The organism is Peribacillus sp. NPDC094092, assembly GCF_050279365.1.
Classification (GTDB): Bacteria; Bacillota; Bacilli; order Bacillales; family DSM-1321; genus Peribacillus.
Window position 1 is genome coordinate 493,972 of the sequence record NZ_JBNNUC010000003.1, and the last position, 25,864, is coordinate 519,835.

General features: G+C 43.1%; 25 protein-coding genes. 10 read left to right on the forward strand and 15 right to left on the reverse strand.

All coding sequences use genetic code 11. The features are described 5' to 3' along the window. Positions 1 to 68 precede the first annotated feature (68 nt). Complete coding sequence (locus ACQKNS_RS18040) at positions 69 to 1,820, reverse strand: hypothetical protein (protein WP_427644671.1); 1,752 nt, start codon at positions 1,818 to 1,820, stop codon at positions 69 to 71. A gap of 201 nt (positions 1,821 to 2,021) precedes the next feature. Between ACQKNS_RS18040 and ACQKNS_RS18045 the strand changes: the two genes are divergently transcribed. After that, complete coding sequence (locus ACQKNS_RS18045) at positions 2,022 to 2,144, forward strand: hypothetical protein (protein ID WP_427644672.1); 123 nt, start codon at positions 2,022 to 2,024, stop codon at positions 2,142 to 2,144. 79 nt (positions 2,145 to 2,223) lie between these two features. Here ACQKNS_RS18045 and ACQKNS_RS18050 read toward each other — a convergent pair whose 3' ends face one another. Beyond that, positions 2,224 to 2,766, reverse strand: coding sequence for a hypothetical protein (locus tag ACQKNS_RS18050; RefSeq protein ID WP_427644673.1), 543 nt, complete (start codon positions 2,764 to 2,766; stop codon positions 2,224 to 2,226). Between the two features lie 8 nt (positions 2,767 to 2,774). Further along, the gene (locus ACQKNS_RS18055; RefSeq protein ID WP_427644674.1) at positions 2,775 to 3,971 is read right to left on the reverse strand and encodes a ParM/StbA family protein; all 1,197 of its coding nucleotides are present in this window, start codon (positions 3,969 to 3,971) and stop codon (positions 2,775 to 2,777) included. A gap of 1,219 nt (positions 3,972 to 5,190) precedes the next feature. On the opposite strand from ACQKNS_RS18055, the gene ACQKNS_RS18060 reads away from it, so the two are divergent. The 3 genes from ACQKNS_RS18060 to ACQKNS_RS18070 all read left to right on the forward strand — a co-directional run bounded on the left by ACQKNS_RS18060 (position 5,191) and on the right by ACQKNS_RS18070 (position 7,813). Then, the gene (locus tag ACQKNS_RS18060; protein ID WP_427644675.1) at positions 5,191 to 6,711 is read left to right on the forward strand and encodes an FAD-dependent oxidoreductase; all 1,521 of its coding nucleotides are present in this window, start codon (positions 5,191 to 5,193) and stop codon (positions 6,709 to 6,711) included. Between the two features lie 109 nt (positions 6,712 to 6,820). Next, positions 6,821 to 7,015: a YwbE family protein gene (locus ACQKNS_RS18065; protein WP_076368446.1), complete on the forward strand. Its 195-nt coding sequence runs from the start codon at positions 6,821 to 6,823 to the stop codon at positions 7,013 to 7,015. Between the two features lie 141 nt (positions 7,016 to 7,156). Next, a complete protein-coding gene (locus ACQKNS_RS18070) occupies positions 7,157 to 7,813 on the forward strand; it encodes an SIMPL domain-containing protein (protein ID WP_427644676.1) in 657 nt (218 codons plus the stop codon). A 56-nt stretch (positions 7,814 to 7,869) separates the two neighbouring features. On the opposite strand, the gene purU is transcribed toward ACQKNS_RS18070, so the two are convergent. Next, entirely contained in the window at positions 7,870 to 8,772 is a 903-nt protein-coding gene (gene purU, locus ACQKNS_RS18075) for a formyltetrahydrofolate deformylase (RefSeq protein ID WP_427644677.1), read from the reverse strand. Between the two features lie 461 nt (positions 8,773 to 9,233). Here purU and ACQKNS_RS18080 point away from each other — a divergent pair, with 461 nt between their 5' ends. The 4 genes from ACQKNS_RS18080 (at position 9,234) to ACQKNS_RS18095 (ending at position 13,416) form a co-directional block, all read left to right on the forward strand. Next, complete coding sequence (locus tag ACQKNS_RS18080; RefSeq protein ID WP_427644678.1) at positions 9,234 to 10,013, forward strand: transporter substrate-binding domain-containing protein; 780 nt, start codon at positions 9,234 to 9,236, stop codon at positions 10,011 to 10,013. A gap of 26 nt (positions 10,014 to 10,039) precedes the next feature. After that, complete coding sequence (locus tag ACQKNS_RS18085) at positions 10,040 to 10,705, forward strand: amino acid ABC transporter permease (RefSeq protein ID WP_283916403.1); 666 nt, start codon at positions 10,040 to 10,042, stop codon at positions 10,703 to 10,705. Positions 10,706 to 10,716: 11 nt separating this feature from the next. Continuing rightward, positions 10,717 to 11,457, forward strand: a complete 741-nt coding sequence (locus ACQKNS_RS18090) for an amino acid ABC transporter ATP-binding protein (RefSeq protein ID WP_342603631.1) — start codon at positions 10,717 to 10,719, stop codon at positions 11,455 to 11,457. A 306-nt stretch (positions 11,458 to 11,763) separates the two neighbouring features. Beyond that, positions 11,764 to 13,416, forward strand: a complete 1,653-nt coding sequence (locus ACQKNS_RS18095; protein WP_427644679.1) for a glutamine--tRNA ligase/YqeY domain fusion protein — start codon at positions 11,764 to 11,766, stop codon at positions 13,414 to 13,416. Between the two features lie 58 nt (positions 13,417 to 13,474). On the opposite strand, the gene ACQKNS_RS18100 is transcribed toward ACQKNS_RS18095, so the two are convergent. From ACQKNS_RS18100 to ACQKNS_RS18140, 9 genes are all read right to left on the reverse strand, one after another. Beyond that, on the reverse strand, positions 13,475 to 14,332 hold the full coding sequence (locus tag ACQKNS_RS18100; RefSeq protein WP_427644680.1) for an STAS domain-containing protein: 858 nt from the start codon (positions 14,330 to 14,332) through the stop codon (positions 13,475 to 13,477). A 22-nt stretch (positions 14,333 to 14,354) separates the two neighbouring features. After that, a complete protein-coding gene (msrB, locus tag ACQKNS_RS18105) occupies positions 14,355 to 15,314 on the reverse strand; it encodes a peptide-methionine (R)-S-oxide reductase MsrB (RefSeq protein WP_427644681.1) in 960 nt (319 codons plus the stop codon). A 148-nt stretch (positions 15,315 to 15,462) separates the two neighbouring features. Continuing rightward, a complete protein-coding gene (locus ACQKNS_RS18110) occupies positions 15,463 to 16,647 on the reverse strand; it encodes a NupC/NupG family nucleoside CNT transporter (RefSeq protein ID WP_427644682.1) in 1,185 nt (394 codons plus the stop codon). 265 nt (positions 16,648 to 16,912) lie between these two features. Then, on the reverse strand, positions 16,913 to 17,374 hold the full coding sequence (locus ACQKNS_RS18115; protein ID WP_427644683.1) for a hypothetical protein: 462 nt from the start codon (positions 17,372 to 17,374) through the stop codon (positions 16,913 to 16,915). Between the two features lie 127 nt (positions 17,375 to 17,501). Next, positions 17,502 to 18,740: a sensor histidine kinase gene (locus ACQKNS_RS18120; protein WP_427644684.1), complete on the reverse strand. Its 1,239-nt coding sequence runs from the start codon at positions 18,738 to 18,740 to the stop codon at positions 17,502 to 17,504. Between the two features lie 10 nt (positions 18,741 to 18,750). Next, the gene (locus ACQKNS_RS18125) at positions 18,751 to 19,422 is read right to left on the reverse strand and encodes a response regulator transcription factor (RefSeq protein ID WP_427644685.1); all 672 of its coding nucleotides are present in this window, start codon (positions 19,420 to 19,422) and stop codon (positions 18,751 to 18,753) included. Between the two features lie 109 nt (positions 19,423 to 19,531). Next, the gene (locus ACQKNS_RS18130; RefSeq protein ID WP_427644686.1) at positions 19,532 to 20,722 is read right to left on the reverse strand and encodes an ABC transporter permease; all 1,191 of its coding nucleotides are present in this window, start codon (positions 20,720 to 20,722) and stop codon (positions 19,532 to 19,534) included. Continuing rightward, positions 20,649 to 21,389: an ABC transporter ATP-binding protein gene (locus ACQKNS_RS18135; protein ID WP_427644687.1), complete on the reverse strand. Its 741-nt coding sequence runs from the start codon at positions 21,387 to 21,389 to the stop codon at positions 20,649 to 20,651. The genes ACQKNS_RS18130 and ACQKNS_RS18135 overlap by 74 nt, the downstream gene beginning before the upstream one ends. A 1-nt stretch (position 21,390) precedes the next feature. Continuing rightward, the gene (locus tag ACQKNS_RS18140) at positions 21,391 to 22,359 is read right to left on the reverse strand and encodes an efflux RND transporter periplasmic adaptor subunit (RefSeq protein WP_427644688.1); all 969 of its coding nucleotides are present in this window, start codon (positions 22,357 to 22,359) and stop codon (positions 21,391 to 21,393) included. Positions 22,360 to 22,627: 268 nt separating this feature from the next. Here ACQKNS_RS18140 and ACQKNS_RS18145 point away from each other — a divergent pair, with 268 nt between their 5' ends. Together ACQKNS_RS18145 and ACQKNS_RS18150 are read left to right on the forward strand one after the other, a co-directional pair. After that, positions 22,628 to 22,966 (forward strand): DUF485 domain-containing protein, encoded by a 339-nt coding sequence (locus ACQKNS_RS18145; protein WP_427644689.1) that lies wholly within the window; start codon positions 22,628 to 22,630, stop codon positions 22,964 to 22,966. Positions 22,967 to 22,980: 14 nt separating this feature from the next. Further along, a complete protein-coding gene (locus tag ACQKNS_RS18150) occupies positions 22,981 to 24,519 on the forward strand; it encodes a solute symporter family protein (RefSeq protein WP_427644690.1) in 1,539 nt (512 codons plus the stop codon). Positions 24,520 to 24,632: 113 nt separating this feature from the next. On the opposite strand, the gene ACQKNS_RS18155 is transcribed toward ACQKNS_RS18150, so the two are convergent. Together ACQKNS_RS18155 and ACQKNS_RS18160 are read right to left on the reverse strand one after the other, a co-directional pair. Continuing rightward, positions 24,633 to 25,082: a threonine/serine exporter family protein gene (locus ACQKNS_RS18155; protein ID WP_427644691.1), complete on the reverse strand. Its 450-nt coding sequence runs from the start codon at positions 25,080 to 25,082 to the stop codon at positions 24,633 to 24,635. Positions 25,083 to 25,098: 16 nt separating this feature from the next. Beyond that, positions 25,099 to 25,854: a threonine/serine exporter family protein gene (locus tag ACQKNS_RS18160; protein WP_427644692.1), complete on the reverse strand. Its 756-nt coding sequence runs from the start codon at positions 25,852 to 25,854 to the stop codon at positions 25,099 to 25,101. Positions 25,855 to 25,864 lie beyond the last annotated feature (10 nt).

Genomic DNA, 25,864 nt, shown 5'->3' on the forward strand with positions numbered 1-25,864 from the left:
AATGTAACACTTAATATAGGTGTGGCCTGTCCCTTTTTTAGAATGTGCCGTTTTAACTTTGAAACCCACTAGAGATTTGCACAGCATTTCTTTCCCCTTGCTTTGCAGTGCATCAGATGGATTTCTTGCATGAATTTTTTCTTCGCATTATGTTTGTTCCAGTCAAGGAAGGCCGAGATGGCAATCCAGTCATCCAGGCGGTTGTAAACCGTTTTGTCTTGGACATGGATTTCATGCCCGACTTCGTTGAATATATTATCCCTTTCAATCCCCTTATTTTTCATGTTCATGGAAGTAATGGCATAGTCATTTGTAGGGCTGCCGTTATTATGTGACCCTCTGATGCCGATGCCCGCTGAACTGAACTTTTCATCGGATTCACGAATTTGGTTTATGATGTTTCCTTTGAGTTTCATGAACTTGTTGGAACTAAGGACCACAATCCCATTGTTGAAGCAATTTTCAATGATGTTGCCTTCAATAAGGGCATTTGTGGTCACATGAATGCTGATGCCTCCCCATTCCTCGACATTAGCCTGGACATCATTCACATAATTGCCTTTAATCACGACCGTTTGCAGGAATCCCATCTCTGTTTCAGTAAGGTCATGGAATTGCGTTCCGTTGACCGCAATGCCCCGTTCGCTGACTGAGGCATTTTTAGCTATACCGTAATATGCATAATCATTAAAGGATTCACCATTGATCCTATTCCCTGCAATCGTAATATTGCCGGGTGGGTATGCTGAGGTAGCCCCTCCCTTGTAATCCATTCCCCCGACAACGATTGGAAAGCGCGTGTTTAAGATGACATTATTCGTAAAGGAAACATTATGGCCTGAATGGGTGTCAATCCCCTCCCATACAGGGTTGTTCGCCACCACATTCCCATCGACTGCAATGGTGTCACTTCGCGGGAACTTTGATTGAGTCAAGGGATCTGCCACATTGACTTTCCGGTGGCTAAATGCGATGCCATAGCTTTGTTTTGTTTTGCCCAACGTCTCCCCTGGCCCAAGGTCTCTCACTGTTGCATGCCTTACAGTCACGTTGCTCGAAGAATACCCGCCGATACCTGCATATCCAATATCTTTTATGATCATTTTGTTTCTTTTTCTTGAATCGGACCCTTTAATCGTGACTCCATTCACATGTTCTAAGTAAATGCCAAATCCCTCATACCCGGTGATGTGAACATCTTCGATCAGGATATCCTGAATCCTCTGCAAATCATTCAGAGCCGAATAGACAGACACCAAATCCGCGGTGGATCTGGATTGATCGATTGCAGTAACCTCAATGCCCCTGTTCCTTGCCGCATAATAGTTCCTCGGTTCCCCAGTTTGGGGATCTTCCGTCCTCCGTTTTCCATCGAGTATCAGGTTTTTGACACCCGTATGGCTCACCATGATTTTTATGGTGACAGAATCACTTGAGGGCTGGGTACACATTGTCGTGACGGGTCTTCCATTCTCCATCGTCCCTTCTAATGTGACCCCTTCTTTCATCATAATAAAGGCACTCGCCGTGAACTGGCCTTTAGACAAACGAACCGTTCCCCTTTTCCCATTCGATACATCTTGAGGGTAGTCGGAAACCCTCGTAATGGCATCATTTACGATTGCCCGGGTAGTTGTAGTGGAATAGTTCGGCCCAAGTGACAGCGTTTGTTTTACCTTCCCCTTATTGTCCAATAACTGAATCAACGTTCCCGTTGTGGGACCGCACACCTCATTTGCCCCGACTGCCGTTGACTGGAGGGAGATGAAGGCCATGATGAACACGGTAAACATTCCTGCAATATTATAAAATCGTTTCATGTAAAACTCCCATGTCTTTTTTTATATATTTCAAAGACTGATGACAAGGACACCATATTTGACCTAAAAAGATGGGGGTGCATATCTAATGTTACATGGGAAGTGAAATGTGCATTTCTCAAAATCAACATATCATGTTTTAATTTTGGTACGGTCATTTGAACTTACGGCTAATCTGTATGGAATAAAGGAGTAGCCGGATTGTGTTTTGGGATCTTGAAAAGAGGGCCGGTTAATGGGAATTTATCCAAAGAAGGGATGAGGGGTGCATCCGTCACGAAAAAAAAGCCTTTCCCGATTGTTTACGGGAAAATGCTGATCTAGTTCAAAGGGTTTTGTGTCATTAACCCCTGCAAAAGAAAAAGGAGGATATTCAACGTATCGTCAAATATCCTCCAAAAGTTCACTGGTTCATTTGATCAAGAAAATCACCCAGGAGATCGTCGAGATTTTCCTCTTCCGGTTCGGATTCTTCCACCTGTTGTTCAGGTTCATTCAAACTCCAATCAAAGTCATCCAGGTCCTTCCTAGGCAGGCCTTCCTTAACCTCCTCGGCTTCCTTTTCTTCAGGCTCGGCCTGGACATACAGTTCCTCATTCAGTTCATTATTGTTCAAAGAGGCAAGCAGGGCCGTGGCGCGTAAAGGATCGGATAAAAGGTGGTACATAATCGTTCCAAGCATAGCTTCTGAGTGGGAATGCTTGAGCCAATCACGCTGAGATTTGCTTAGTTTGTTCGGCATGGGCAAGACAATCATTTCCCGATCCTGATGGGAGGTTTGCCCGACTCCATCGAGAACATACTCGGCAATTTTACTGGAAAAATTCCTTCTTTCCGTTTCCTTCAATCTCTGCAGCTGTCTTAACGTATAGTCTGATACATCCGAAGGGATACGAAAAGTGATGGCTTGTCCTCTTTTAATTTCAGAAGAAGCTGTTTTTTTCATTCTCTCACCTATTTAATGGAGCCCGTTTTATGTTCTTTCTTCTTTTGCTGGGACTGATTCTGTTCCTTTGCATTCCGGCGGCGATTAAAGTCCGAAATCAATTTATAATAGGCATTTGCCATCATCCAAACGCTTTCCCGCTCATCTTCGAAAAAGTCTATATTGTAGCCATCGAAATTTTGATTCAATGTTTTCAAGTAATCTTTCAGGACGATCGATCCCCCGCCTACAAAATAGCAGATTTCCGTTTGGGAATTTTTTTGCCATACGTTGCGCAGGTGACGATATTGCTTTTTGGCCAGTTCACCTAAAATGCGGTCGACGATATCATGGACGCTTGTCCTGCTTCCGCGAACCATAATATGATTGCGATCATTTTTCTTCGTGATGATTTCAACGACGTCACGCCTGCTATCGAGCTCGACACCATGTTTCTTCCTGATTTCTTCACGAATCGATTCAAGGGCTTCAGCTACTCCCAAATTAAATCCTTGTGCCTTGTCATCGTCAACTTTACGATTTTTAATGACAGCGATATCCGTCGATAATCCACCGATATCCTGAATTAGTATTCTTCTATCTATTAATTCACGGTTAATGATGTTCAAATCTTTATCCATGACCAAATTTATGTATGCTGCAAAGCCTTCTGGATAGACCTTCACTTCATCAAATTTGATATTAACCTTCATGCCTTGATATTTAGGGGTAATCAAAAATTCCACCTGGTGGACTGAACCAAGTAATTTCGAGCGGTACCCGACATCTTTCCCTTCTTTAACCTCCCGTAGCGGCAACCCTGTTCCAAGTGTGTAGTTGGCTTCCACAACGTTATTCACTTTTTTGAATGTATCGTTGTCCCCCAATTTGGCAGCGTCCAATGCCAGAGCAGCAAAAAGCATGACCAATGTTTGATCTTCCTCTGATTTACTGCTTCCCAAATCCAGTTCGGCAGGATTATCGCTTTTTGTCGCCAAGTTCCCTACGCGATAAATTGCATTATTATCTTGAAGGGCTGGTGAATGAACCCTAATATGAATCCCTTCCAATGGGTTTTTTTCATCAAGTTCCTCAATCCCGATGACCGGACGGTCCTCTATGTCTTTTGCAATGACGTTCGGTATATAAAGTTCAGACTCTAGCTTTCCAAAAATAGCCTTGATAGCATCATTTCCTACGTCTACTGCTGCGATTCTAGAACTCATCTAAAAACATCCCCTTTTTATAGAAAAAAATTTTAAGTGAAGCTTTCCCTTTAAGGATAGAAAAAGTTGCCACGATAGTCAATCCTTCATAAGTTGTAGCTATATTTGTCGAATTGTTTTCAAATTGTTTACAATAGGAACAAGTATGTATACATCTTATACACAGCCATGTGTACGTATTCGTAAACATGTATACTTATTTGTGTACATTACAACTACTTTTGTTTACATGCATACATTTTTGTAAACAACTCAAATAATGTATTTTTTCCACTCTTTCCCCATACAAAAATAAGCGTATAAATAGCGACTGGAAATGATGATGAATGGATAGTTTACCAATGAAGTGTATAGAGGTGTTCGGATGACTGAGAAGAATAAGGAAACTTCCAAAATCCAGGAACACCATTGTCTGTCGCAGTGCGTTACATTCCACTTCGTGTTCTAAAATAGATACAGATATAACCACTGGCATCTTAATTGTAGGGGGGTGAATTACAGGGATTACTCAGCTAAACAAATAGTGAAGTAACACTAATAGAGGCTGGTGAAACCCTTAACGGATCAACGGAACACACCATGGCATGGCCTGATTTACGATTTGTTTGTTTCCTAAAACATGGTGAAAAGAAAAGAAAACCAAATTATATTATGGAGCCAATGCTGAGGGATAGAAGCTAATCAAAGACTTGGTAGAAGACATTCCATTGAACGTAATTTGACTGCAATGGATACCAATATTCACTATTTGCTTGAATATAAAAGTAACCTCCCAAAAGAACTAGAAGACTATCGAACTAGCCCTTCTCAGAAGAAATCCTTTCTCCATTCCCTGGAAACCTTCCATATTCAAGCACAGTTTCACCCCTTTTAAATATTTAACTACCCTTCTCTCCACGATTCTGGAAGCTGAAAAAGGTGCCACGATAGATTAATCCTTCATAAATTATAGCTATACTTATCAAATTGTTTTCAAAATTGTTTACAATAGGAACAAGTATGTCTACACCTTATGTATAGCCATGTGTACGTGTTTGTAAACTTGTATACATATTCGTGTACATTACATCTCTTTTCGTTTACATGTATACATTTTTGTAAACAAAACAAATATTGTATTTTTTTACTCTTTCTTCATACAAAAATAAGCGTATAAATAGCGGATTTGGGTATGGTAATAAATGGACAATTTACTAATGAACTGTATGGAGGTATTCAAATGACTGAAAAAAATACAGACCTTCCCCGATTTCCGGAACCCTATTGGCGCAGTGCGTTGACTCTCCCATCTTTTTCTAAGCTAGAAACGGATATAAACTCTGATGTCTTAATCGTAGGCGGCGGAATCACTGGAATCACTTCTGCTTATCTACTAGCTAAACAAGGTGTTAAAGTCACACTGATTGATGCAGGCGAAATCCTGACTGGAACGACAGGACACACTACAGCAAAAATCACGGCCCAGCATGGCCTGATTTATGACCAATTGATCACCGAGCATGGAGAAGAAAAGGCCAAACTTTATTATGAAGCCAATGCTGAGGGATTGAAGCTAATCAAAGACTTGGTAGAAGAACATTCCATTGAATGTAATTTGACTGTACAGGATGCCTATGTATACGCAAATACAGATGAATATAAAGTCAAAATTCAAAATGAACTGAAAGCCTATCAAAAACTAGGCATTCGGGGGGATTATGCAGAGAGTATCCCTTTCTCCATCCCTTCTAAAGCTGCTGTGATAATGAAAGATCAAGCACAGTTCCACCCGTTAAAATACTTAACTGCCCTCATTTCGACAATTCTCGAAAGTGGAGGCAAAATTTATGAACGGACAACGGCAATGAAGATTGAAGACGGCGATCCACCTACCGTCCTGACCGATACTGGACATACCATCAAATGCAATCAGGTTATCGTTGCCTCCCACTTCCCTTTTAATGATGAAAAGGGCTTATACTTTGCCCGTGTCCATGTAGATAGGTCCTATGTACTTGGAATCAGGACTGAACAGGAATATCCCGGTGGGATGTATTACAGTGCAGACAGCCCTACCCGTTCCCTGCGCTATACGGAATTGGACAATGGGGAAAAACTTATACTGATCGGCGGAGATGGCCATAAAACAGGTCAGGGAGTCTCGACGATCGAGCATTATGAAGCACTGAAGGACTTCAGTTCCCAATATTTCGATGTGAAGGACATTCCCTACCGCTGGTCGGCACAAGATATTGTGACACCGGATAAAATCCCCTTTATCGGACCAGTGACATCCAATGCTCCAAATGTTCTGATAGCTACCGGCTATGCGAAATGGGGAATGACGAATGGATCGATTGCGGCAAAGATCTTAACTGATCGGGTTTTGCAAAGGGATAACCGCTATGCAGACTTGTATGACCCAGCCCGATTAAAAGGCATGAAGAATATAGTCCAAGATAATGCAGATGTAGCAAAGCATTTGATCAAAGGCAAAATTTCCGTCATTCATAAAACGCCTGAAGACATAGGAATTGATGAAGGGGCAATCGTGAAGGTGAATGGAGACAAGGCCGGGTGTTACCGTGACCATGATGGCGAGCTTCATATCGTCGATTCCACATGTACGCACATGGGGTGTGAAGTTGCCTGGAATAGCGGCGACCGTACTTGGGATTGCCCATGCCATGGCTCCCGCTACTCCATCGCTGGTGAAGTGTTGAACGGCCCTGCTGTCGAACCATTGAAAAAAATACGGTGATGGTCATCGTAATTTCATCTAATAGTCGACTGGGTCAGCTGTTTTCCTTATACTGAAGTTACTGCATGGTAGAATGGTTGCAAATAACTCTGAAAAGGATTGAATAGAAATGAACGGTAAAAATCGGAAGGACATTACCCCGGGTGCCTCTGTGGACATTGTACTTAAAGCAGATCAACGCAGCGGAAAACTGACAAGCGGCACCGTAAAGGATATTTTGACCAACTCCAGCACTCACCCTCATGGAATTAAAGTAAGATTGACTGATGGCCAGGTAGGCAGGGTTCAAGTCATTCATAAGTAATGCGCACTCGGTCCAGGCCGAGTGTTTTTTTGTGATCATCCGGCCGAATTAATGACAATGGGATATTTCAATCATGTTTCCCGTTCATAATTCGTACAATAGGGGGAGATTATCTCTTTTAAAAAAAAGGCTGGTGTCAAAATGAAAGAATACTATGCCCCTGATAGGGTTCATTACCGTAACGATGAACATACATTGAAAGTTTCCGGCTCAGAAACGCTATCTGCCGCTCCGGATCAAGCCACAATCACCCTAGGAGTCATAACAGAGGATAAGGACCCGCAAAAGGCCCAGCAAGCCAATTCCCAAGCAATCGCAGATGTCATCGCATCACTAAAATCCGCAGGCATTCCCGAAGAGCAATTGAAAACGAGTGATTACAGAATCGATCCGCAATATGATTATATTGACGGAAAGGAATTGTTCAAGAACTATAAAGTCCAGCACATCATCCAGGCCCAAACGACCGACATCGAGAAAATAGGCAGCATAATCGACACAGCCGTCAAAAGCGGTGCCAATTCAATCACCAGCATCCGTTTCTCTTTATCGAACCCAGATGCATACTATAACCAGGCACTTTCTCTCGCTTTAAAAAAGGCATACGAAAAAGCACTCTCCATGGCCCGAACACTAGGAATCTCATTGAACCCAGTCCCTAATAGGGTTGAAGAGCTATCTGAAACGGCAACACCGATGCTTTTCCAAACAAGTACCTTTTCAAAAATGGCCACTACCCCGATTCAGCCTGGTGAATTGAACATCACGGCCTCAGTAAGGGTGGAGTACACGTACTAACACTCACTAAATTCCATCCTAAAAACCCCCCTTGGTGAACAATGGGGGGTTTCACTTTAAAAGACTACCGTCTTATTTTCATGAACAAGGACGCGGTCCTCCAAATGCCATTTAACGGCACGTGCCAGCACCCTGCGTTCAGCCGAACGACCGATTTTCTTCATATCCGAAGCAGAATCACGATGGTCCACACGTTCTATATCCTGCTCGATAATTGGGCCTTCATCCAAGTCATTCGTCACATAATGGGAAGTCGCACCAATCAGCTTAACACCTCTGTCATAAGCTCTTTCATAAGGCCGTGCTCCAATGAATGCAGGTAAAAATGAATGATGGATATTGATGATTTTGTTTGGATGGGCCGCTACGAAGTCCGGCGTCAATATCTGCATATACCTGGCTAAGATAATAAGATCCACTTTGAATTCTTCGAGAAGTCCAAGCTGTTTTGCCTCCACTTCCCTACGTATATCCTTATTTGCAGGAATGTAATAAAATGGGATTCCCATCGATTCGACAATTTGCCTTGTATCTTCATGATTACTGATGACCAGTGCAATATCAGCTAATAAATCCCCGCTTTGCCACTCCCATAGCAATTCCAGAAGGCAATGCGGTTCCTTGGAAACGAAGATTGCCGTCCTCTTCAGATCACTCACATGGTTAAATGTCCACTGCATAGAGAATGCTGTCGAAACTTCCTGGAATGCCAGCTGCATATCCGCCGCCCTATCCTTCAATCCCGGACAATCGAATTCAATCCTGGTGAAAAAGGTACCGCCTTCAGGATTCATCGAATACTGACTCAATTCAACAATATTTGCATCATATTCTTTAAGAAAGGCAGTAACTGTCGAAACAATTCCTGGCCGGTCCGGACACTTTATAATCAAACGGCCTCTATCTTGATTCTTTTCGCGAAACTCCTGTAACTGTTCTTGCACAAAGTTGCTAACCATTTTCCCAACTGCCCTTCTTCTATTTTGCTATATTATACTTCAATTCATAGGCAAAATTAAAGTCAGTCAATTCCATACGGGATTTTGTTGGCAGACAAGGCTCCCCTTTCTTTAAATCCTCCAGTTTTACCCCATCCCATTCATTGTATATGGTTTCGATAGCGTCCAAATCATCATCATTTCTTCTCTAGAGCCGAATCTAACCGAAATTCCTTAACTCCCCCAAATAATAATTGTCATTATTTAAGGAAATTACAGGTAATTTGGAAGGAAATGAAGGCAAGGGCCGAGAACCTTTATGAAATGCATAGTGAAGGGGATCCTTGAATGAAATGTCGGCATGATCCGGACACCCTTTTTTACTTCCGTTTTAATTTCCCTAGTTAATGAGGTTATTTCACGGCCTCATAAGGGTATAGACCATTCTATTAGTTTTTTTCAAAGGGGGAAATGAAATTATCATGAAATCATCAGTTACATTCATTGTATCCATTCTGGCTGTTCTCGGTCTTTTGTCCGGCTGTGCTGAAAAGGACCAGCTGGAGGATGGAAGCAAGCTGATCAATAAGGACCAGTTTGTTTTCGCGGCCTCAGGAGAATTCAAGCCATTCAGTTATGTCAATGATGACATGACCGTAACCGGATTCGATATTGAGGTCGGCGATGCCATAGCAAAGGAAATGGACCTGGAGCCAGTACCTAAACGGATAAAATTCAAAGGCATCGTGGAAGGCGTCAAAACCGGTCGGGCAGATGCCGCGGTTGCCAGTCATACAATCAATGAACAACGAAGTAAACATGTTGCCTTCTCGACCCCTTATTACTACTCAGGTCCTCAAATTTTCGTCCGCTCAGACAGTGATATTAAAACGGTCGAAGATTTGAAGGGAAAGGAAGTTGCGGCTTCTAAAGGCTCCACGTACGCAACCACAGCAGAAAAGTATACAACCAATGTAAAAACCTATGACAGTGATATCACTGCCCTGAAAGCATTGAGCGGAGGACGTCATGATGCCGTCATCACCGACTTCGTAACCGGCAAGGAAGCGGCCAAGGAAGGTTTCGACATCGAAGGAAGGCAATTGATCGAACGAAGCGAGCAGGCCATCGTACTGCCCAACGACAACCCTCAGCTGCTTGCACGTATCAACGAAGCACTTGAAAACCTCCGGGAGGATGGAACGCTTGCGGAAATCAGCAAAAAATACTTTGGTGAGGACATCACGACCAAGCCTGAATAAAGATTGATAGAAAGGGAGTCATTACATTGCCAAGTTTTTCACATTTTTTTGATACATTATTTAACTCCTCGGACGTATTCATCCGAGCCATGCTCCTCACATTGGAACTGACGGTAGTCTCCATATTGGTTGGAATCGTCATCGGATTGCTATTTGCACTTTTAAAAATTTCCAATATAAAAATTCTTGCCTGGATTTCAGATACATATGTATTCCTGGTACGGGGAACACCGCTAATCGTACAGATATTCATACTATACTTCGGGATCAGCAATCTCTTCTTACTGCCGGACTTCTGGGCGGCGTCACTTGCCTTGGCCTTCCATAATGGAGCTTATATCTCTGAGATTTTACGTGGTACGATCCAATCCATCGATAAAGGCCAAATGGAAGCCGGACGCTCACTTGGCATGAGCAAATCGCTCACATTAAGAAGGATCATCTTACCGCAAGCCTTCCGCCGTGCATTGCCGCCTCTTGGCAATCAATTCATCATCGGGCTGAAAGATTCATCACTGGCAGCCTTCATCTCCATGAATGAGCTGTTTAACGTGGCGACTACGTTAGGTTCGAATAATTTCGATGAAATGACTTATTTACTGATTGTAGCGGTCTACTACTTGATTCTAGTGGCATTGCTGACCATTATCGTCAATTTATTCGAAAAGAAACTTTCCATTAGTGATCGATAGGGGGAATTGAAATGGAACAAAAAGAAATGATTCGCATTAGGAATTTAAATAAATCGTATGGAGACCTCCATGTTCTCAAAGATATTGATATGAAGGTACTGGATAGCGATGTTGTCTGTCTGATCGGGCCAAGCGGTTCCGGAAAAAGCACCCTGCTTCGCTGCTTGAATTATTTAGAGAAAAAAGACAGCGGGCAAATCCTCATTGAAGGAACGGAAATCCAACCGGGTACCCATGATATTAATAAAATCCGCGAGAAAGTCGGAATGGTTTTTCAGCATTTCTACCTCTTCCCGCATATGACCGTGCTGGAAAATGTCATCGAAGCACCGACTCACGTCAAAAAAGTCCCTAAGGCCCAGGCGATCGAGGAAGCAAAAGCATTGCTTGCTAAAGTCGGTTTATCCGATAAAGCGGATGTCTATCCAAGCAAGCTCTCGGGTGGGCAGAAACAGCGTGTTGCCATAGCCCGTGCCCTTGCCATGAAGCCTGATATCCTACTCTTTGATGAGCCTACTTCGGCTCTGGATCCCGAACTTGTCGGGGAAGTTCTTGCCACGATGAAGGAACTTGCATTGGAAGGGATGACAATGGTAGTCGTTACACATGAAATGAGCTTTGCACGTGAAGTCGGGGATTGGATTGTCTTCATGCATAATGGGAGAGTTGTCGAAAGCGGCCCGCCAAAAGAATTCTTCACCAATCCAAAAGAAGAACGGACAAAAGAATTTTTGCAAACGACAGTCTTTTGATTTTCTAAAACTGGCTATTAGCGGGAATAATTCGACCTAGAGCCTAAATCACCATTATAAGCAATACAGGCGTGACTTCCTGTATTGCTTATTTTGTTTTCTATATTCGCAGGATGGATCATCGTCCCCTAAATTACATGAACAAATTTTTCAGGGATATTTTCGCTCTGAATGTACAAACTAAATACTTGATGAATTGTTTCAATATACTCTGATTCCGGCTCGAACATGGAAAAATATCTGTATTTATGGTATATATACAGGTAAAATTAAAAGAAGTATATAAATGAAAGAGGTCGAATTCAGTTGGAAAATAACTCTTCGAATTTTATTAAAAATATTATAAAAGATGATCTAGAGTCCGGAAAACATGATCATGTCATCACCCGCTTCCCTCCTGAGCCGAACGGATATTTACATATCGGGCACGCCAAATCAATCATTTTGAATTTTGGGGTGGCTGATGATTTCAAGGGGAAAACTAACCTTCGTTTCGATGATACGAATCCATTGAAGGAAGATATCGAGTTTGTCAACTCCATTAAGGAAGATGTAAAGTGGCTCGGTTACGACTGGGATAACCTTTTCTTCGCTTCCGACTATTTTGATGAAATGTATAAAAGAGCTGTGCTGCTCATCAATAAAGGATTGGCATATGTGGACGACCTTAATGCCGACCAAATCCGTGAATATCGCGGAACGCTGACCGAGCCGGGAAAAGATAGCCCCTACCGCAATAGAACCGTCGAGGAAAATCTTGAACTATTTGAAAAGATGCGCAGCGGCGAATTCGAAAACGGTGCAAAAGTATTGCGTGCCAAAATCGATATGAGCTCGCCGAACATCAATTTGCGTGATCCCGTCATATACCGTATCTCCCATACTGAACACCATAATACCGGCAACAAATGGTGCATCTACCCAATGTATGCCTTTGCCCACCCAATTGAAGATGCCATCGAGGGAGTCACACACTCCATTTGTACGCTTGAGTTCGAAGATCAACGCCCTCTTTATGACTGGATCGTTGAAAATTGTGAAATGGAAAGCAAGCCAAAACAATATGAATTTGGCCGTCTTAACCTGACAAATACAGTAATGAGCAAGCGAAAACTGAAGCAGCTTGTCGATGAGGGTTTCGTGGACGGCTGGGACGACCCACGGATGCCAACCATTTCAGGCTTGCGGAGACGCGGGTATACACCTGAAGCGATTCGTGCATTCTGCCAAGAGATTGGTGTCGCAAAAACAAGCGGTGTCGTAGACTCTCAAATGCTGGATCATTTCGTGCGTGAAGACTTAAAGCTGAAGGCTCCACGGACTATGGCTATCCTAAATCCGCTTAAAGTGATCATCACCAACTATCCGGAAGGCGAGGTAGAATGGCTGGATGCTGAGGTCAATCCGGAAGTTCCTGAAATGGGTACACGGCAAATCCCATTTTCACGAGAAATATATATCGAACAGGACGATTTCATGGAAAACCCGCCGAAAAAGTATTTCCGACTTTTCCCGGGCAATGAAGTCCGTTTGAAACATGCTTATTTCATTAAATGTGAAGAAGTGATAAAAGACGAAGCCGGTAACGTAATTGAACTTCGCTGCACATACGACATTGAAACGAAAAGCGGATCAGGCTTCACCGGCCGTAAAGTAAAAGGTACACTGCACTGGGTCGAAGCTTCACAAGCCGTTTCAGCAGAATTCCGCAACTACCAGCCTTTAATCCTGGATAAGGAAAATGATGAAGAAGAAGAAAAATCATTCCTGGACCGGGTAAACCCTGATTCTGTAGAAATTTTACAAGGATTTGTTGAACCGAACATGAAAGATGTTAAGCCTCAGGATAAATTCCAATTCTTCAGGCATGGCTATTATAATGTAGATTCAAAATTCACTGCGGCCGATCACTTGGTCTTCAACCAAATCGTTGGCTTGAAAAGTTCATTCAAGTTATAGAATCACGAAAAGAACCAGATTCCTAGCGGGTCTGGTTCTTTTTCATTCTCTGCAAATTTTATGATTTTTTCTCGTAAAGGTTGATCCCTTGCTTGGAAAGGGCCTGTTTAAGAGTACTATGTGTCGAAACCTGACTAAAATCAAGACCTAACTGAATCGATGTCTGGGCCACTTCAGGACGAATCCCGGAAATGGTCGATTGAATGCCCAACAGGTTCAGGGTACTTATCAATTGATAGATCTGTTGGGCAACCATCGTATCTAAAAGGGCGACCCCAGATAAATCGATGAATAAGTGAGTGACATTTTTGCTAATGCATTTGCTTGGAGTCGCATTCAAAATTTCCTTTGCCCGAAAGGTATCGATTTCACCGATTAACGGCAATACCGCAATGGCATCAACAATGGGAATGACGGGTGCACCCAGTTCATTAATCAGCTCCTGTTGAGCAAGTAAACGTACTTTTGTCAAAAGGTAATACTGCTCAGTGAACTCACGATTCAATTGATCGAATGCACGATTAATAAGCCCGCTCCACCGGATGATTATATCCTTCGTTATCTCCGTATCCATGAGCATATAATCAGTGATGAATGCCCAATATGTTTCACGAACCTTATTAAGTGCTTCCAACACTTCGTAAATGGGGGTGTCCGATTCAACCCTGCTCTTCGCGACAAGTGTGGCCCACTGCTCCATCGTATCAATAAAAGCAGTTTTATCTTCAAGTAAAGCACTTGTCACGGTCTTGATGGTCAATGTATTCTGTTCTCTAAGAAGCTTTTCGATTTCCGCATTGATATCCATTGAATAGATGGATCCAGACTGCTTTTCCCTTAAAGCCAGCCAGTTTTCCGTAATCTTGGATGAGTTATCAAGGATATATCGATATAAATTTTCATCTATTTTATCCATTTGTGCTCCCCTATCTCACTAGTTATTTCATTTTAAAAAGTATGAATAAATCTCCATATCCCTCTCTCTCCATTTCATTTCTAGGAATGAATCGAAGGGCCGCAGAGTTTATGCAATATCTCGTGCCTTTAGGACTTGGACCATCAGGGAAAACATGTCCAAGGTGTGAATCGGCGTCCCTGCTGCGCACCTCGGTCCGGGTCATTCGGTGGCTGAGATCCATTTTTTCATTGACACTTGCGGACATGATCGGCTTGGTGAAGCTTGGCCACCCACAACCGCTATCATACTTATTCCGCGAACTGAATAAAGGCTCCCCAGAAACGACATCCACATAGATGCCTTCTTCAAAGTGATCCCAATAGGCATTCTCGAAAGGCGGCTCCGTGCCATTTTCCTGGGTGACATGAAACTGGGTCTCCGTTAAGGTCTTTCTAAGATGTGCAAGATCTTTAGGCCAATTTTCTTTAATGAAAGCATCCCGGCCTGAACCTTTACGATACAATTCATAGCGAAACTGATTTTTCCGATAGAATTCTTGATGATATTCCTCAGCCTCGTAAAATTTCCCCGAGGGTAGAATACCCGTAACAATAGGTTTCTTAAACCGCCCGCTCATCATTAAATCTTCCTTCGATCGTTCTGCCTCCTGTTTCTGACGTTCATTGAGATAGAAAATGACTGCCTTGTATTGCTTTCCTCGATCCGAGAACTGTCCATCGTCATCCGTGGGATCGATTTGGCGCCAGAATATCTCTAATAACGTTTTATAGGAAATGATGGATGGATCGAATACCACTTGAACCGCTTCAACATGATCAGTCGAACCGGAAATCACTTGTTTATAACTAGGCGCGGCAAATTCACCGCCTGTATAACCTGATGTCACGGAAATAATACCATCCATTTCATCAAAGGGAGCAACCATGCACCAAAAACAACCTCCTGCAAAGATAGCCGTTTCTTGTCCAGCCATCGCCATCCTTAAACTCCCCTTTCCCGCCTGTCATTTCATGTATTATATACCAGCAAACCAAACGCCTTCAAATTCAAAAATCGTTTTCTATCTGTGCTGTACAAATATAAAAGAGGCACTTAGGAGTAAACCCAAGTGCCTTTTGTGCCGTTAATTAAAGTATCACACTAACAATGATCGCTGATAGGATGCTGACAAGAGTCGCACCGTATAACAGCTTCAAGCCGAAACGTGCCACAACATTACCCTGCTTTTCATGAAGGCCTTTGACTGCACCGGCAATGATTCCGATAGATGAAAAATTTGCGAATGAAACCAAGAAAACCGAAACGATCCCTATCGTCCTTTCGCTCAAAGCAGCTGATGCTTCTCCTAGGCTCAGCATGGCAACGAATTCATTGGTTACCAGTTTCGTCGCCATGATTCCGCCAGCAGTCACGGTTTCTGAAATCGGTACACCCATGATAAAGGCAAACGGTGCAAAGATATACCCCATGATGTCTTGAAAGGTGATGCCGAAGATCATGTCGAATACGCTGTTGATTCCTGCAATCAAGGCAACGAAACCAATTAACATCGCTGCTACAGTGATAGCAACCTTAAATCCATCCATGATATATTCCCCGAGCATTTCGAAGAAAGACTGCTTCTCTGCCCCTTCTTCAACAGGGAGAATATCCTCTTCATCCGTTACGGTATAAGGATTGATAATGGATGCAATGATAAACCCACCGAACATGTTAATAACAATTGCCGTCACGACGTACTTTGGTTCAATCATCGTCATATACGCACCGACGATCGACATCGATACAGTTGACATGGCTGAAGCACAAAGCGTATACATGCGAGATGGCGGAATGGCACCGAGTTGTTTTTTCAAGGTTATGAAAACCTCGGATTGGCCCACTATTGCTGATGCAACCGCATTGTAAGATTCCAATTTACCCATCCCATTCACCTTACTTAAAAGGAATCCAATCCACTTCATGATGAACGGAAGGATCTTGAAGTGCTGTAAAATCCCGATTAATGCCGAGATGAAGACGATTGGAAGAAGGACATTTAAAAAGAATGGCGAGGCCCCTTCGTTTACAATCCCGCCGAATACAAAGGTGATCCCTTCATTTGCCCATTCTAAAAGTTTTCCAAAACCATCGGCAATCGAATTGATGATCACTAAACCAAACTTCGTATTCAATAATAAATAAGTCAAAATAAGCTGAATGACCACCATGAGGATGATCGGTTTAATTTTAACTTTCTTCCGGTCACTGCTGGCTAATAAAGCTAGTCCAAAAACAATAAGCAGTCCTAAAATTGCAATCAGAAATTTCATATATTCTGCCTCCACTAAGGGTGAATTTAATGTTCGTGCATTACTAGTAGGATACCCTCAAAAAATTTATGCAAACGTTTTCTCTTTCATCCAAAATACATGTACGTATCTCTCCAGAAGTCTATATTAAACTAATATTTTTTTTAGTGCAATTATTATTTCCCTTTTTAAAATAACAATTAGTGACAATGATGGGTTTCATGAATGAAAAAAGAAGGCTCCCCTTCGAAAGGAACCTTCTCTTTCCTTAAATCGTATCGATTATTTAGGCAGCTGTTTTTCTGGATATCACCGACGTCGCTAATCCAGCGCATCCAATGATAAAGATGATGATGGAGGCGGCCAAGCCACCTGCCCCTTGATAAAAGTCGATAAAATTCCCTGCAAAAGAGTCCCTGCCTTGGAAACCGCCACCGCTTGTCATCTCTCCTGGAATTCCAGAACCATTAGGCCCCCCTTGGGGAGCTGCCCCCATATTGCCCTGTGTATCATCTGATTCCGTTTCCGCAGTTGAATCATCTGTAGCCGTACTGCCATTAGCCGATTCTTCCGTATCATCCGATCCTGTTGTGCTGCGGTCGGCAGGCTGACCCATCATCGCCTGTCGATTCACGGGTTCATTGCCGCTGCCATCCACATACATCATGATCCCGACGACTGCTTGGACCATTAAAAGGACCGACACCAATATTCCAACCAAAAAGTGTAACTTACCAAGTCTTTTCATCAATGGTTTTCTCCTCCGAAAATAAATGTATTTATAAAATGATTATCTAAAAAGACCCTTAATTTTTCCTTAAGCAACAAGGAAAAAAGTAAGGGTCTTTTCATATTGGATGGCATCTAAATGTGGATTAATTTTTCCTTTGATTTCTCGGAAAAGTAATTTCAAAACGGGTGCGTTCATTCTGTTCACTCGTAACCTTGATGTGCCCTTGATGTGTGCTTACAATCCATTTGGCTATGGATAAACCTAAGCCGGAGCCTTCATTTGCTGAACGGGATTGCTCTACTTGATAAAAACGATTAAAAATCAAGGGGAGATCTTCCTGCGGAATGCCTTTTCCATTATCCTCTACAGTAAGAATGATGGATGAAGCATTCTTGATGCAAGATAGGGAAATCTCCCCGCCTTCCTCGGTAAATTTCATGGCATTATCGACCAAGATCACCAAAAGCTGATGAATTCTCTCTTTATCACCATGAAACACCAACTGTTCGGGGGCATGGCTAATGATTGACTTCTCCTGAAAAGAAGCTATATCCCTATACTGTTCCACGATATCCATCAGTAAGTCATCAAGGAAAAAGTTCGATTTCTTAACCTCCATTTGATTCGAATCCGTTCTGGTCAAGGTTAAGAGTCCGTTAACAAGTTTATTCAATCGCCGGACTTCCTTCGAAATGATGGATATATCAACGGCTTTTTCCTCGATGGTCGCGTTCGGTGATTGGAATAGCAAATCAGCCCGTGATTGAATGACAGCAAGCGGCGTTCGAATTTCATGCGAAGCATCCGAGACAAACTGCTGCTGCTGATCCCATGATTTCTTGACCGGGATCAGGGCCCGTCCAGCCAGAAGATAGCCTGCACCTACCGCCACTAGACTTCCAATTCCTCCACCAACAAACAAAATGAGCAGCAAGCGATCGAGCATTTCTTTTTCTGTATCCACATTCCTGATGAATTGTACGGTCATCTCCCCATACTCCGTATCGACCTTGGTGGAAAGGGCCCGGTACGTGTATCCATTCACTGATATTTCTTCAATCTCTTCAAATCTTTCAGGGTAAAATTCCGATTCATTAACCTTAAAAAAATTGTCTGCACTCAGTCTTGGCTCAATGATCGTATCATCCGGCCCCCAAATGATGACGCTCGGTCCCGGTCCCAAGAGAAACTCACCTTGCGGACGTCCACCTGGCCTGCCGCCATTATTGAAATCCCTGTAATCCTGTTTAAGTGAATCATTGACATCCCTATAAATCTGATTTTCCGTATAGAAATAAATCGTTCTGCTTAAGATGGCTATTAAGATAATAAAGACGATAGAATTCAATATTGTTAGTTGAAGCCGTGTTTTTTGGAACATAATGATCCCCTTATGGTTGTTTTAGCATATAACCAATACCCCGGACGGTTTGAATATCTTTATGGTAATTGAAGGGTTCCAATTTTTTTCTTAGGTGATGGATGAACACTTCCACAATGGCTATTGTCGTATCTGAATCAAACCCCCAAATGCGGTCGAAAATCTGCTCACGGGTCAATATTTTCCCATTATTTTGAATTAGGTACTCCAATAATTCAAACTGTTTCAAGGTCATTTTAACGACATTTCCATCAACCAAAATGTCCTTTTCCTTTTCCAACAGTTCAATATTACGGTATTTGACATGCTGCTCAAGCGATATAATGCCACTCCTTCTAAGCAGGGCGCGAATCCTGGCCTTAAGTTCCGGTGCCTGAAACGGCTTGACTAAATAATCATCGCCACCCATTTCCAATCCCATGACACGATCTTCGAGTGCATCTTTTGCCGTCAAAAACAAGACACTTGTATCTATTTTTGCTTCCCTGATTTTCCGTACGATTTCAAATCCATCGATTCCCGGCAGCATGACATCCAAAATGATAACATCGTATATACTTTGCTGAGCCATGAATAACCCATCTTCCCCATTATCCGCTGTATCCACTTCATATTCATCCGTCAAAATTTGCCGGATCGATTCTAATAATGAAACATTATCTTCTACCACCAAAACCTTCATTCAGGGTACCTCCCAACCGCCTCAATTGTGATATATATGTTGATTTTATCCTTTTTCATATGCAAAAGAAAGCGGGCTTTTAATCGCCTGCTTTCTTCGAATTGAATGTTCATTCGTGACGCAATGCTTGGATAGGATTTAACTTGGATGCCTTATTTGCGGGAAATACGCCAAACATTATCCCGATTAAAATGGAGAATAAAAAGGCAAACAGTGTTACCGACCATGAATAACTGATCGTTAAGCTTGAAAAAATTGAAATCAATTTTGCGATTCCCAATCCAATTCCAACTCCCAACAATCCCCCTAAGCAGCTCAGGACCATCGCTTCAATTAAAAACTGAAGAAGAATCGATTTCCGATTTGCTCCAATTGCTTTTCTAATCCCGATTTCCTTCGTTCTCTCTGAGACGGAAACCAACATGATATTCATGATTCCAATTCCGCCCACCAGTAACGAAATACTGGCAATACCGCCAAGCATGAGTGTGAACGTATCCGAAACAGAGCTCATTGTATCCATTAGATCTTCTTGATTGGACACCGAATAATTATCACTCTGTTCCGGGAATGAAGTGGTCATCGTACCTTGTACCTGGTACATTGCCCTATCTATGATATTCTCGTTCTCCGCTTGTAAATATACGGTTCCGATTGTCGTGCTTCCTGTAGCCCTTTCGGCAGTGGTGATCGGGGCAATGATCACATCATCCCCGCTCGATCCCATTGAGGTGCCTACCGATTTCAGCACACCGATCACGCGATAGGAAACGCCGCCGATAAGCACGTTCTGGTCCACAGCTTTTTGATTTTCAAAAAGCGTGTCGGCTGTATCCGACCCCAGGACAACGACCTTGGAGCGTAATTCCGTTTCCATATCAGTCAAAAACCGGCCTTGACTGAGCTCCAGATCCCTAACTGATAAGTAGGATGAAGTTGCACCGGTCATTGAAACCTGTGCCGCAGCTTCTCCATTTTTTGCATAAACGCGTCCGGTGACCACAGGCGCCACTTCCGATATCCCGTTCAGCTCTTTAAACTGTTCAATTGTATCATCCGTCAGTGCCACGGAGTCGGTATCCGTGACACTTACCGTTATCAAGTTCGTTCCCAGGCTATTGATCTCATCCTGAACGGACTTTGAGGAACCCTGCCCGATCGAAACCAGAACGATTACGGAGGCAACTCCAATTATGATCCCAAGCATGGTTAAAAATGCTCTTACTTTATTGGTTTTGATACTGCGTATAGCCATTTTCATTGATTCGCTCAGGTTCAATCCAATCACCTCCGTTCTCAAATAACTGGCCATCCTGTATCCGGACGACACGAGTCGCTTCTTTTGCCACTTCCAAGTCATGGGTTATTAGAATGATTGTTTGACCCTTTTCGTTCAATTCTTTCAGCATCTGCAGCACTTCTTTACTCGTTTTACTATCAAGGGCCCCCGTCGGTTCATCCGCCAATAAAACGGGAGGTTTGCCGGCAAGTGCCCTAGCAATCGCAACTCTTTGCTGCTGTCCGCCCGACAGTTGGGTCGGCAGATGATTCTTCCGGTCACCCAGGCCTACCATATCAAGGCATGCATTGGCCACTTCTCTTCTTTCCTTCACGCTTGCCCCTCTATAAACCAAGGGAAGTTCGACATTCTCCAACGCAGTCAGCTTTGCCAACAGGTTGAAATTTTGAAAGATAAATCCTATTTTAATATTACGAATGGCAGCTAACTCATTATCCTTCATCTTTTCCACTTCTTTTCCATCAAGAAGATATTCACCAATATCAGGCTTGTCAAGGCAGCCAATCATATTCATGAACGTCGATTTCCCTGACCCAGAAGGACCGATGATCGAAATGAAATCGCCTTTTTCGATTGTAAGACAGACATCTTGAAGTGCCTTAACCGTTTCACCGCCTAATTCATATGATTTAGACATGTTCTTAATTTCTATGATGGGTTTCGCCATTTTACTGACCTCCCTTGCCGCTCGGCATTCCGCCACTGTTTGGCATTCCGCCGCTCGGCATTCCGCTGCCGCTTGGCATTCTTATTTCGCCCCCTTGGCCTCCCCTCATTCCATCGCCGCCACTGCCAGTCGAGCTTTCGTTAATGGTAATAGGCAAGGAAACCAACTGCCCCTCTTCAAGACCCGAAGTTATTTCAATATACCTATCATTGCTGATCCCAGTCTCAACCGTTGTCTTTGTACTGGCAGTCCCTTCAGTTGTTCCGGATTGTTGTATATTTACATATTTCTCTTCACCATCCATTTGGACTGCTTCAATCGGGACATATAAGGCATCTTTTACACTATTCGTCAAAATGCTCACTTCAGTCGACATCCCAATTTTTATATCACCGGGTTTGTCAATTTTGATCGTGACATCGAACGAAGAAACCCCATTCTCATATGTACCTTCCTTTGCTACACTGGTTACTTCCCCCGTAAACGTTTCATCTTCAAAAGCACTGGCTTTAATTTCAACGGTTTGTCCTTTTTTGACACTTGGAACATCCAATTCATCAACACTGATCGTGGTTTTCAATTTTTTATAATCCGTAACATGTGCCAACACTTCACTGCTTGATACACGTTCGCCTTCTTCTACATCCATTGTTGTAACGGTACCATCGAATGGGGCCGTTACCGGGTCACTTCCATCCGTGAAGGTAATAAGTTCATCACCTTCCTCAACCAATTCATTCTTCTCTACAAGGACTTCATCCACTTCACCCGTTACAGCAGAAGTGATATCCTCGCTATTGATTGCGGCAACCGATCCGGAACCGCTTATATGAACTTCAACCTCCCCCTTTTCAACTGTAGCAGTCACCGACTTTGCAATGACAGGCTCAGCACTGTCCTTCATGAAAAACCAAGCGCATCCCCCAATTGCAAGCACTAAAACCGTACATATCATCATCAACTTTTTCATCACTTTTCTCCTTTCAGATACCATTCATTGAAACCAGTATCGTGAAAGAAGCTTAACTTTTCCTTAATGGCCATGTGTTTGATTTCCATGATCTTTCGCTTATACAGCACACTTCCCTGCTTGTACGAAAAAGTTAAAACGATGTCGAACGAAAAAAGATGTAATTTCCGCATTTAAATTTACAATATATTCTGAAAATTATATACTGATACTGTTATCGAGAATTGGTAATGAAATCCAAGTCAATAATGATGAAGGGGGAACTAACTTGGCATCAAACGATTCAATCGCTAAGGAAACCGAGGTAAGCGCTTCCGCGGATTACACCAAGATCGTCCAATCACAATCTTTTCAAGAACTGTTAAGGAAAAAACGCAATTTCATCGTCCCGCTATCCATCTTTTTCATGGTCTTTTATTTCACCTTACCCGTACTAACTTCCTATTCTAAAGTTCTTAACTCAATTGCTTTCGGGGCAATCAGCTGGGCCTGGATTTTTGCCTTCGCTCAATTTATCATGACCTGGACATTATGCATCCTCTATTCCAAAAAAGCTGCGACATTTGACCGATTAGTGGAAAAAATCGTTAAAGAAGCGAAAGGATAAAAGGTGAATTCACAATGAATATACTTGCTTTCATATTATTTCTAATCATTGTCGGGCTAACATTGGTCATTACCTATTTTGCTTCACGGCGCACCAAAACGACCGCGGACTTTTATACGGCGGACAGCAGCCTTACCGGCTGGCAGAATGGCTGGGCCATTGCGGGAGATTATATGTCCGCTGCCTCATTTTTGGGGATAGCAGGAATGGTCGCACTCTCAGGATTTGATGGTTTTTTCTATAGCATAGGTTTCCTTGTTGCGTATCTGGTCGTTCTTTATATCGTGGCCGAACCCCTCCGTAACCTTGGCAAGTATACATTGGCGGATATGATCGCCGCCCGTTTCAATGAAAAGAAAGTACGCGGGGTCGCTGCCCTTAACACCATTTCCATATCAACCTTTTATATGATCGCCCAATTAGTCGGTGCAGGTGCCCTTATAAAACTCTTACTTGGAATTGATTATCTTTACTCCGTCATCATTGTAGGCATTTTAATGACCGTCTACGTCGTATTTGGCGGTATGACTGCCACCAGTTGGGTCCAAATCGTTAAAGCCGTTTTATTGATGGCAGGCACATTCATCATCTCCCTCATCGTGTTGGCGAAATTCGACTTTAGCGTGATCGAGATGTTCAAGCAGATGAAAACAGCCACTCCTTTGGGCGGGGATTTCCTCAACCCCGGTAACAAATTCAAGTATCCATTGGATACTTTATCCCTTAATTTAGCGCTTGTACTCGGTACAGCTGGACTCCCTCACATTCTCATCCGTTTCTTTACGGTGAAAGACGCCATCACAGCCCGGAAGTCCGTAGTATATGCCACTTGGATCATTGGCATCTTTTATATAATGACCATTTTCCTGGGATTTGGGGCGGCGGCTTTTGTTGGATACGACAAAATCATAGCCGCAAATGCGGCCGGGAATATGGCTGCTCCGCTGCTTGCCGAAGCCATTGGGGGCGACTTCCTGTTCGCCTTTGTCTCTGCTGTTGCTTTCGCTACCATTCTAGCGGTTGTAGCAGGCCTCGTTCTATCGGCAGCATCTGCTTTTGCCCATGACTTCTATGGCCACATTATCCGGAAGGGTCAAGCCACTGACAAGGAACAGGTGGTTGCTGCCCGTTGGGCATCGATCGGAGTATCCGTCCTCTCCATCATCCTTGCCTTATTTGCCCAAAACATGAATGTCGCCTTCCTTGTTTCACTTGCCTTTGCCGTCGCTGCCAGTGCCAATCTGCCCATCATTGTCTTCACGGTATTCTGGAAACGCTTTAACACAGCTGGAGCTGTCACTGGCATGTTAGTTGGATTGGTCAGTTCTTTAGTACTTGTGTTCCTGAGCCCCAATGTCTGGTCACCGGTGGAGGGAGCGGCAATATTCGTTGGGGAGCCATTATTCCCGCTTGCCAATCCAGGCATCATCTCCATCCCGATTGGTTTTATCGCAGCCATCGCCGGAACACTTCTGTCAAGCAAGAAAGCCGATGCAAAAAAATTCGACGAAATTTTGGTTACAGCCAACACTGGGATGAAAGATCCTATGTAAGCTAGATTACTTATCATTTTAGAATATTAAAAAGAGAAAGGAGATCAGGGTCCGGCCTGCTCTCCTTTCTCTTTATTTAGAAACATATATCAGGAAGATGATAAAATATCCTTCTAACTTCTCAATCTTACCTTCCTTTTATTGTACTTAGTTACTAACTGGTTCATGACTTCTGCAAAAATCAGCCCCATCGCAATGGCACCAGCCAGCATGAAGACCTTGGCTGCCAACTGAACGGCGACATAAAAATCATTTCCGACAAAATGCTTCATCGCATCATACGACAAACCTCCAGGCACGAGCGGGATGATTCCCGATACATTGAAAATCGTGATCGGCGTTTTATACCTTTTAGCAAAATACTGGCTGATAACCGCAACGATAAATGCAGCCGCTAATGTAGCAATGATGCTGTTTATTTCATTTTCAACCAGGAAAAAGTATAAGATCCACCCCAACATCCCCACAAAACCACATTGTAACAATGAATTTTTTGGTACATTGAAGATGACTCCAAAGGCGGCAGAGGCAATGAAACTTGTAATAAGCTGTGCAATCATCATTCTTCCTCCCCTAAAATCATAAGAAAACAAATGCAGCCGATATTCCTGCCCCAATGGCTAAAGCAGTCAAACCTGCATCAGCACCCTTGGATAGGCCCGAAACCAAATGTCCCGCAATTAAATCCCTTGCTGCATTCGTAATTAACAGCCCCGGCACAAGCGGCATCACCGCTCCAATGATTATCTTGTCCAAATGACTTCCGACTCCAATCTGGACAAAGAACATAGCTGCTAAACCTACGACTAAAGAGGCGATGAATTCAGCAAAAAAACGAACTTCCAGTAACCGATGTAAATAAAACAGGCATGAGAAACCCATCCCTCCAGCTATACAGCACCAGATGAAATCATTCCACTGGCCTTGGAACATGATTAAAAAGCAGCCGCTCGATATAAAAGCAGCAAAGACCTGTGCCCACATGGGATACCCCATCCCGGCTTTTTCGATTTGTTTTAACTGTAAATAAGCTTCCTCCAGTGTCATTTCCTTGCTTGAAATGCTTCGGGATATACTGTTGACCAGCGTCACCTTATGTAAATCTGTAGATCGCTGGGAAACTCGAATTAATTTTGAAGCTGGATGCATGCCATCCAGCGAAAAAATAATCCCTGTAGGGGTCGAAAAACTATGTGAGTCACCGCATCCAAACGCCGCAGCGATTCTTACCATCGTATCTTCCACCCGCGAAGTTTCCGCCCCGTTTTGAAGCATGATTTTTCCCGCAAGTAAACAGACATCTATAATTTCATTGTATGGTAAACGATCATCCATTTTATCCTCT